The following is a 6261-nucleotide window of genomic DNA, read 5'->3' as shown; positions in this document are numbered from 1 at the left end:
ACCCTGCCAGCCCGGCGCATTGTACTTGGCTTTCGCCAAACTACAACCTCTATTTTTAAGTTAACTTCTTGTTTTAGAAGAAGTTTTCCGAGAGGCCTGCACCGGAAGAGGTGCGCATTATAGGCCCAGCCAATTCTACGTCAACGCTTATTTGAACGTTTATTCAGCTTTCAGCGTGATACGCGCGAAAGCCTTCTTATCCAACGTGACCGCACTCAGCCGCCCACCCGAATCTACCTCTATATATAGATGCAGCTTGGCACCACCCACCTCTCTAGTGTTCTATCTCAGAAAAAACGTTCTCTTTAGACAGTGAAGCCATCGCCTCTCGCGCACGCTGGATCTTGCGCAAGATGTCTTCATACTGCCTTCCTACTGATGGCCCAGTACAACGGCCAAGCAATCATCCCGCTTGAGCGCGTCTGTGCTGACTATTTCAGCCACATGACGCCAGAGAAAATGAAGCTCAAGGTCGCCGCCGGCCAAATCGACCTGACACTGGTACCGATGGAGAGCAGCCAGAAGTCAGCGCGAGGCGTTCACCTGTCTGATCTGGCTGCTTACCTCGACGCCCAGCACAGCAAGGCCAAGGCTGAGCACGACAAATTGATGGGCCGAGGCATACGCCGAGTGTCCTAACCCAACACGGCCCCAATCACGGGGCCCGTTATAACCCTCTCCAGCCATGACCAATCCTTGTAAGGGTCACCATTCCCCCGCAGGTGCGTATAGCGCCGCATCGAGTTCCAATCCCGGTGGCCCGACACGCTGGCCGCTTTCGGAATATCCCAACCCAATTCAAATAGCCGACTCACGCCGTCATGGCGCAGGTCGTGAAAATGCAGATCGTCAATCTCCAGGAAATTGCAGGCGCGTGTAAACGACGCTGACACCGATCTGGCGTTAAAGGGGAACACCTCGTCAGCAACCCGAGGCATTGACTGCAGGATGCGCCAAGCCTCATCTGGAACCAGACACCACACGTCATTGCCGTGCTTCTGGCCTGGATTCTTCATATTGGTGATCAGCACTCGCTGGCCTGGCTCATCCATAGCACCCCAGCGAATGCGCGTGATCTCCTCTTGCCGGCGCGTCGAGAACAACGCGAACACGGTTACTCGCACCATGTCGATCTGTTGCTTGCGGCGGTCGCGCATCTCGGAAAAGTAGGTCAGCAGCCTGTCCAGTTCATCCAGCGTTGGCCGGCGCGCCCTTTCCTTGCTCTTGGTCACGGCGCCCATTTTGCGCAGTACCCGGCGCGCGTCAGGCATCGCCATCGGATCAATATCATAACCCCATGCCGGCCTTGCTACGGAGAGAACTGCACCAAGATGAGCAAGGTCATTTCCGAGTGTCTGCGCCTGAATGCCATCCTCCTGCATCCGGCGATTACCGTACTCAACCAACTGCTGGCTGGTGACCTGCGAGTCTTCAAGATCGCCCAACCATGTTTTGCTAATCGCCTTGAGCGTGGCGCGCTTGGTCTTGCCGAGCGGCCTGAACTTTTCGTATTCATCAAGGTAGCGATCGATCATTTCCTTGACCGTCACGCCCTAACGATTTGCTTTAGCAATGGCGCCAGGTTCAGCCAATTCCGTCTCGCGCCGCTTGATCCAAGCCTGAGCGGTGACCTTGCGGTCGAAGGTCTGGCTTTCCTGATAAACTGTTGCGCCCTGCTGCATGGTCCTGATTTGCGCGGTATACCGTGCAGACCCGTCCTTGCGCTTGCGGATAGTTATAGAGCCCATGATTTTGCTACACGACTGATTTGCGTTGCAAAATTGTAGCAACGCACTCCCAGAAACGAGCAAAAATAAGCGAAAACGGTAGCAAATGAGCGAAGCAGAAAACCCCACAAACACAGCTACAATGCCCATAACAGAGCGGCCAGAGCCAAATAGGAGGTTTTCTGTCGCCCCGATGATGGATTGGACGGACCGCCACTGCCGTTATTTCCTGCGTCAGCTGTCCCGGCATACGCTGCTCTATACCGAGATGGTCACCACCGGCGCGATCTTGCATAACGATAGCGCGCGCTTTCTGCGCCATAGCGCGGCGGAGTATCCACTGGCCTTGCAGTTGGGCGGCAGTGTGCCGGCAGAGTTGGCGGCCTGTGCCAAGCTGGCGGAGGAAGCGGGCTATAACGAGGTCAACCTCAACGTCGGCTGCCCCAGCGACCGGGTGCAGAACAATATGATCGGCGCCTGCCTGATGGGCCATCCGCAACTGGTGGCCGATTGCGTCAAGGCCATGCAGGATGCGGTGAGCATCCCGGTGACGGTCAAGCACCGCATCGGCATCAACGGCCGCGACAGCTATGCCGAGCTGCGTGATTTCGTCGGCACCGTGCGCGCGGCCGGCTGCACCAGTTTTACCGTGCATGCGCGCATCGCCATTCTCGAAGGCCTGTCGCCCAAGGAAAACCGCGAAGTGCCGCCGCTGCGCTACGAGGTGGCGGCGCAGCTCAAGCAGGACTTCCCAGAACTTGAAATTATCCTCAATGGCGGCATCAAGACCCTGGAAGAGTGCCAGCAGCACCTGCAGACCTTCGATGGGGTGATGCTCGGCCGCGAGGCCTATCACAACCCCTATCTGCTGGCCCAGGTCGATCAGCTGCTGTTCGGCGCCAGCAACCCGGTGCTGAGTCGCCTCGAGGCCATGCAGTCGATGCGCGGCTATATCGCAGAGCACCTGGCCGAAGGCGGCAGCATGCACCATATCACCCGCCATATGCTCGGCCTGGGCCAGGGCTTCAATGGCGCGCGGCGCTTCCGTCAGCTGCTCTCGGTGGACATCCACAAGACCGATAAGCCGCTGGCGCTGTTCGATCAGGCGGCGCAATTGCTGCAAGGGCGCTGACTCGGTTAAGGTCAGGGCATCTGCAACGACAAGGCGCTGTCATGACCTCCAAGCTGGATCAACTCAAGCAGTTCACTACCGTAGTCGCCGATACCGGCGACCTCGACGCCATCGCCCGGATGAAGCCGGTCGACGCCACCACCAACCCATCCCTGTTGCTCAAAGCCGCTGCCATGCCGCGCTACAGCGAGCTGCTGCACGGCGCCGTACGCACCAGCAAGGGCAATCTGAACCTGGCCTGCGACCATTTCGGCGTGGCGGTGGGCGAGGAAATCCTCAAGATCATTCCCGGGCGCATCTCCACCGAAGTCGATGCGCGCCTGTCCTTCGACACCCAGGCCACCCTGCGCCGCGCCGAACGCCTGATCGGTCTCTACGAGCAGGCTGGGATCGGCCGCGAACGGGTACTGATCAAGATCGCCTCGACCTGGGAAGGCATCCGCGCCGCCGAGCAGCTGGAACAAGCCGGCATCCAGACCAACCTCACCCTGCTGTTCTCCTTCGCCCAGGCCCAGGCCTGCGCCGATGCCGGGGCCTTTCTGATTTCACCCTTCGTGGGGCGCATCTACGATTGGTACAAGAAGGCTGAAGGCCGGGATTTTGTCGGCGCCGAAGACCCGGGCGTGCAGTCGGTTACGCGCATCTACAACTACTACAAGGCCAACGGCTACCAGACCGTGGTGATGGGCGCGAGCTTTCGCAATATCGGCCAGATCGAACAACTGGCCGGCTGCGATCGTCTGACCATCAGCCCTGAGCTGCTGCAGCAATTAGCCGATGAGCAAACCCCACTGGCACGCCTGCTAAGCCCAGGCAAAACCGCCGAAGCACGGCAGAACCTCAGCGAAAGCCAGTTCCGCTGGGCGATGAACGAAGACGCCATGGCCACTGAAAAACTCGCCGAAGGCATTCGCCAGTTCGCCCGCGATCAGGAAAAGCTGGAAAAGCTGCTGGCAGGCCAAGCCTAGATGCACAACGGGGCGCTCATTTCAGTGAGCGCCCCGCTGCTGTTCCCGTATCGCTAATCAGTGATGCTCTAGGGCATTGACCAGATCGTGGAAGGCTTCGCGATTGGAGTCATTCAGCCCCATCAGAATCCGGTGCGCTTCCAGCACCTTCTCCCGCACCACTTCTTCCGATTGATCCTGGGACGGCAGATCGTCCAGGCAATTCGGGCAGGGAACTGGCGTATCGACGATATTGAACACCTGATCGAAGCCCATGGACTGCAGCAGGCGGGTGATGTCTTCGTGGGTGGTGACCACGGTCGGCAGCAGGCCGATCTTCTGCCGCGAGAGAATCGACAGTTTGGCCAGCAAGCCCAGCGTAGTGCTATCGATGCTACGGGTTTCGGTTAGATCGATCACGATGGCCGAGAAGTTCAGCGCGGTGAAGATCTTTTCGATGGTGGAGTCCAGGGCCGAACACAGGGTCAGGCGTATTTCACCCACAAACTTCAGAACGAAGGTTCCGTCTTGTTCGGCGAACTGGATTCTACCGGGGTTTATCCCAGGGTTCATGCAAGGTTCCTGCTTAACACCAGCAAGGCGATATCATCCGGCATATCCCTCAGATTGGCCAGCCCAAAGGCCTTGCGCAAGCCATCCAGGGTGCCTCCTGCGGAACTGACCATCTGTGGCAGTATGGCCTCTTTATCCTTCAGCGTATCACCTGACAGCAAATCGAGAATGCCGTCGGAGAGCAGCGTCAAGCTGAACGACTCCGGCAAATCCAGCACCAGATCCTTGTACTCGGCCTCGGCGAACAGCCCGACCGGCAGGCCGCGGCCGTCCAGGTAACGCGCCTCGCCATTGCTGAACAGTATCGGCAACGGCAGATGGCCGCCGATACTGTAAGTCAGACGGTTGTTTTCCAGGTCGATCACGCCGCCGAGCATGGTCACGTGCTTGCCCAGTTTGCAGTTGATCAAACCGCGATTGATATGGTCGAGCACTTCCGAGGGTTTGAAGCTAGGCAAGCTGCCGCCCCGGCGCGACTCGTAGAGCAGCCGCGTGGTCATAAACTTCAGCAGCACGGTGATAAAGGCTGAAGAAGCGCCATGCCCGGACACGTCGGCCAGGTAGAAGGCCACGCGGCTTTCATCGACGCGGAAGTAATCGACGAAGTCGCCGGACAGATACAGCGACGGAATGATCTGGTGGGCGAAGTTCAGCCCATCGGTGCTCCAGGGCGTGACCGGCAGCATATTCATCTGCACCTGGCGACCGGCGTTCTGGTCTTCCTGGAGCAGATGCAGGCTGGCCTGCAACTCGCGGTTGGCGGTTTCCAGCTCTTCGCGGTAACGCTGGTTTTCCAGGCGCAGATTGGCCCGATCCAGGGCGCGACGAATCGAGTGCTCGAGCACAGCCAGATCCGCCAGGGGTTTGATCAGGTAGTCGGCGGCGCCGAGGCGCAGGGCCTCGACCGCATCACTCATCACGCCTGCGCCAGACACCACTATGACCGGGGTTTCCACTTGCAGCGCATTGATCCGGCGGATCAGCTCGAGGCCGTCGACCTGGGGCATGCGCAGGTCGCAGATCACCAGATCCGGAGACTGGTTATGGAAGACTTCCAGGCCTTGCAGGCCATTGGCGGCTTGCAGCACATGAAAACCACTGTCTTCCAGGTAGGCCGCGAGACTCGCGCGTACTACGTCGTCGTCGTCGATTATCAGCAGCGTGGCACTGGTTTTGTGCATGGGGTATCCAGGCAAACTGCGCCGGGTATGGGTTGGCTTATGCGCCAGGTTAGCCACCTGCGCGCGCGAACTCGGCTTGCATCAAGGCGCAGACGGTACTCCCATCCGCACCTCGATTCAAGCGGGTGCCGATCGTCGCCGTACGACTTTACACCTCAAATCGGCCGAGGTTATAAGAGTCGCAGGACAGCCCCGATAATAAGAGGAAAGTGCCCATGAGCCAAAATGATCGTGCCTACAGTGAAAAACGCGATTACATCCGCATGCGCTTGGAAGCGCCGGTCACCTTGCACTATGACGGCCAGGAAGTTCCTGCGTTGTGCCTCGATCTATCCAGCACCGGCATGCAACTGGAGGCAGAAAGCACTCTCAGCATGGGCGACAAGGTCAAGGTGCATATCGCCTCCGACCATAACGAACTGCGCGGGCTGGATGCCCAGGCCGAAGTGGTGCGGGTCAGCACCATGGAGGACGGCCGTCAGGCCCTGGGGCTGGCGATCATCTCGATGACCTGAGAGCGGTTGTGCAAACGCAAAGGCGGCCGATTAGGCTAATGCCAGTCAGTTAAGCCCTCTTACTTGACCTTTGGCCGCAAGAAATCAAAATCCGATGCCAGTATTGGCATCGGATTTTTTATGCGTCTCGCTCGGGCACTGGAACTCACCCACAACCTCGCCTCCACTCCCAACTCCATCGAGGGG

At 58.7% G+C, this 6261-nt stretch carries 6 protein-coding genes and 1 pseudogene; 4 read left to right on the top strand and 3 right to left on the bottom strand.

Annotated features, from left to right (window positions below):
• The first annotated feature begins 312 nt into the window (after positions 1-312).
• The gene (locus Q8Q83_RS16585; protein WP_305625231.1) at positions 313-639 is read left to right on the top strand and encodes a pyocin activator PrtN family protein; all 327 of its coding nucleotides are present in this window, start codon (positions 313-315) and stop codon (positions 637-639) included.
• Here Q8Q83_RS16585 and Q8Q83_RS16580 read toward each other — a convergent pair.
• Positions 636-1748, bottom strand: a pseudogene (locus Q8Q83_RS16580) (tyrosine-type recombinase/integrase). The gene Q8Q83_RS16585 and the pseudogene Q8Q83_RS16580 sit on opposite strands and share 4 nt — an antisense overlap.
• A 121-nt stretch (positions 1749-1869) precedes the next feature.
• Between Q8Q83_RS16580 and dusA the strand changes: the two are divergent.
• Positions 1870-2859 carry a tRNA dihydrouridine(20/20a) synthase DusA gene (gene dusA, locus Q8Q83_RS16575; RefSeq protein WP_305625230.1) on the top strand — a complete coding sequence of 330 codons (990 nt, stop codon included), beginning with the start codon at positions 1870-1872 and terminating at the stop codon, positions 2857-2859.
• 41 nt (positions 2860-2900) lie between these two features.
• Positions 2901-3827, top strand: coding sequence for a transaldolase (gene tal, locus Q8Q83_RS16570; RefSeq protein ID WP_305625229.1), 927 nt, complete (start codon positions 2901-2903; stop codon positions 3825-3827).
• A gap of 57 nt (positions 3828-3884) precedes the next feature.
• On the opposite strand, the gene rssC is transcribed toward tal, so the two are convergent.
• Positions 3885-4367: an anti-sigma factor antagonist RssC gene (rssC, locus tag Q8Q83_RS16565; RefSeq protein ID WP_305625232.1), complete on the bottom strand. Its 483-nt coding sequence runs from the start codon at positions 4365-4367 to the stop codon at positions 3885-3887.
• A gap of 8 nt (positions 4368-4375) precedes the next feature.
• Entirely contained in the window at positions 4376-5560 is a 1185-nt protein-coding gene (gene rssB / locus Q8Q83_RS16560; RefSeq protein WP_305625228.1) for a two-component system response regulator RssB, read from the bottom strand.
• Between the two features lie 215 nt (positions 5561-5775).
• Here rssB and Q8Q83_RS16555 point away from each other — a divergent pair, with 215 nt between their 5' ends.
• Complete coding sequence (locus Q8Q83_RS16555) at positions 5776-6075, top strand: PilZ domain-containing protein (RefSeq protein ID WP_305625227.1); 300 nt, start codon at positions 5776-5778, stop codon at positions 6073-6075.
• Positions 6076-6261 lie beyond the last annotated feature (186 nt).

Source organism: Pseudomonas sp. (assembly GCF_030696055.1).
GTDB lineage: Bacteria > Pseudomonadota > Gammaproteobacteria > Pseudomonadales > Pseudomonadaceae > Aquipseudomonas.
Note: the sequence above shows the minus strand (reverse complement) of the source record. Positions and strands in the feature narration are given on the sequence as shown.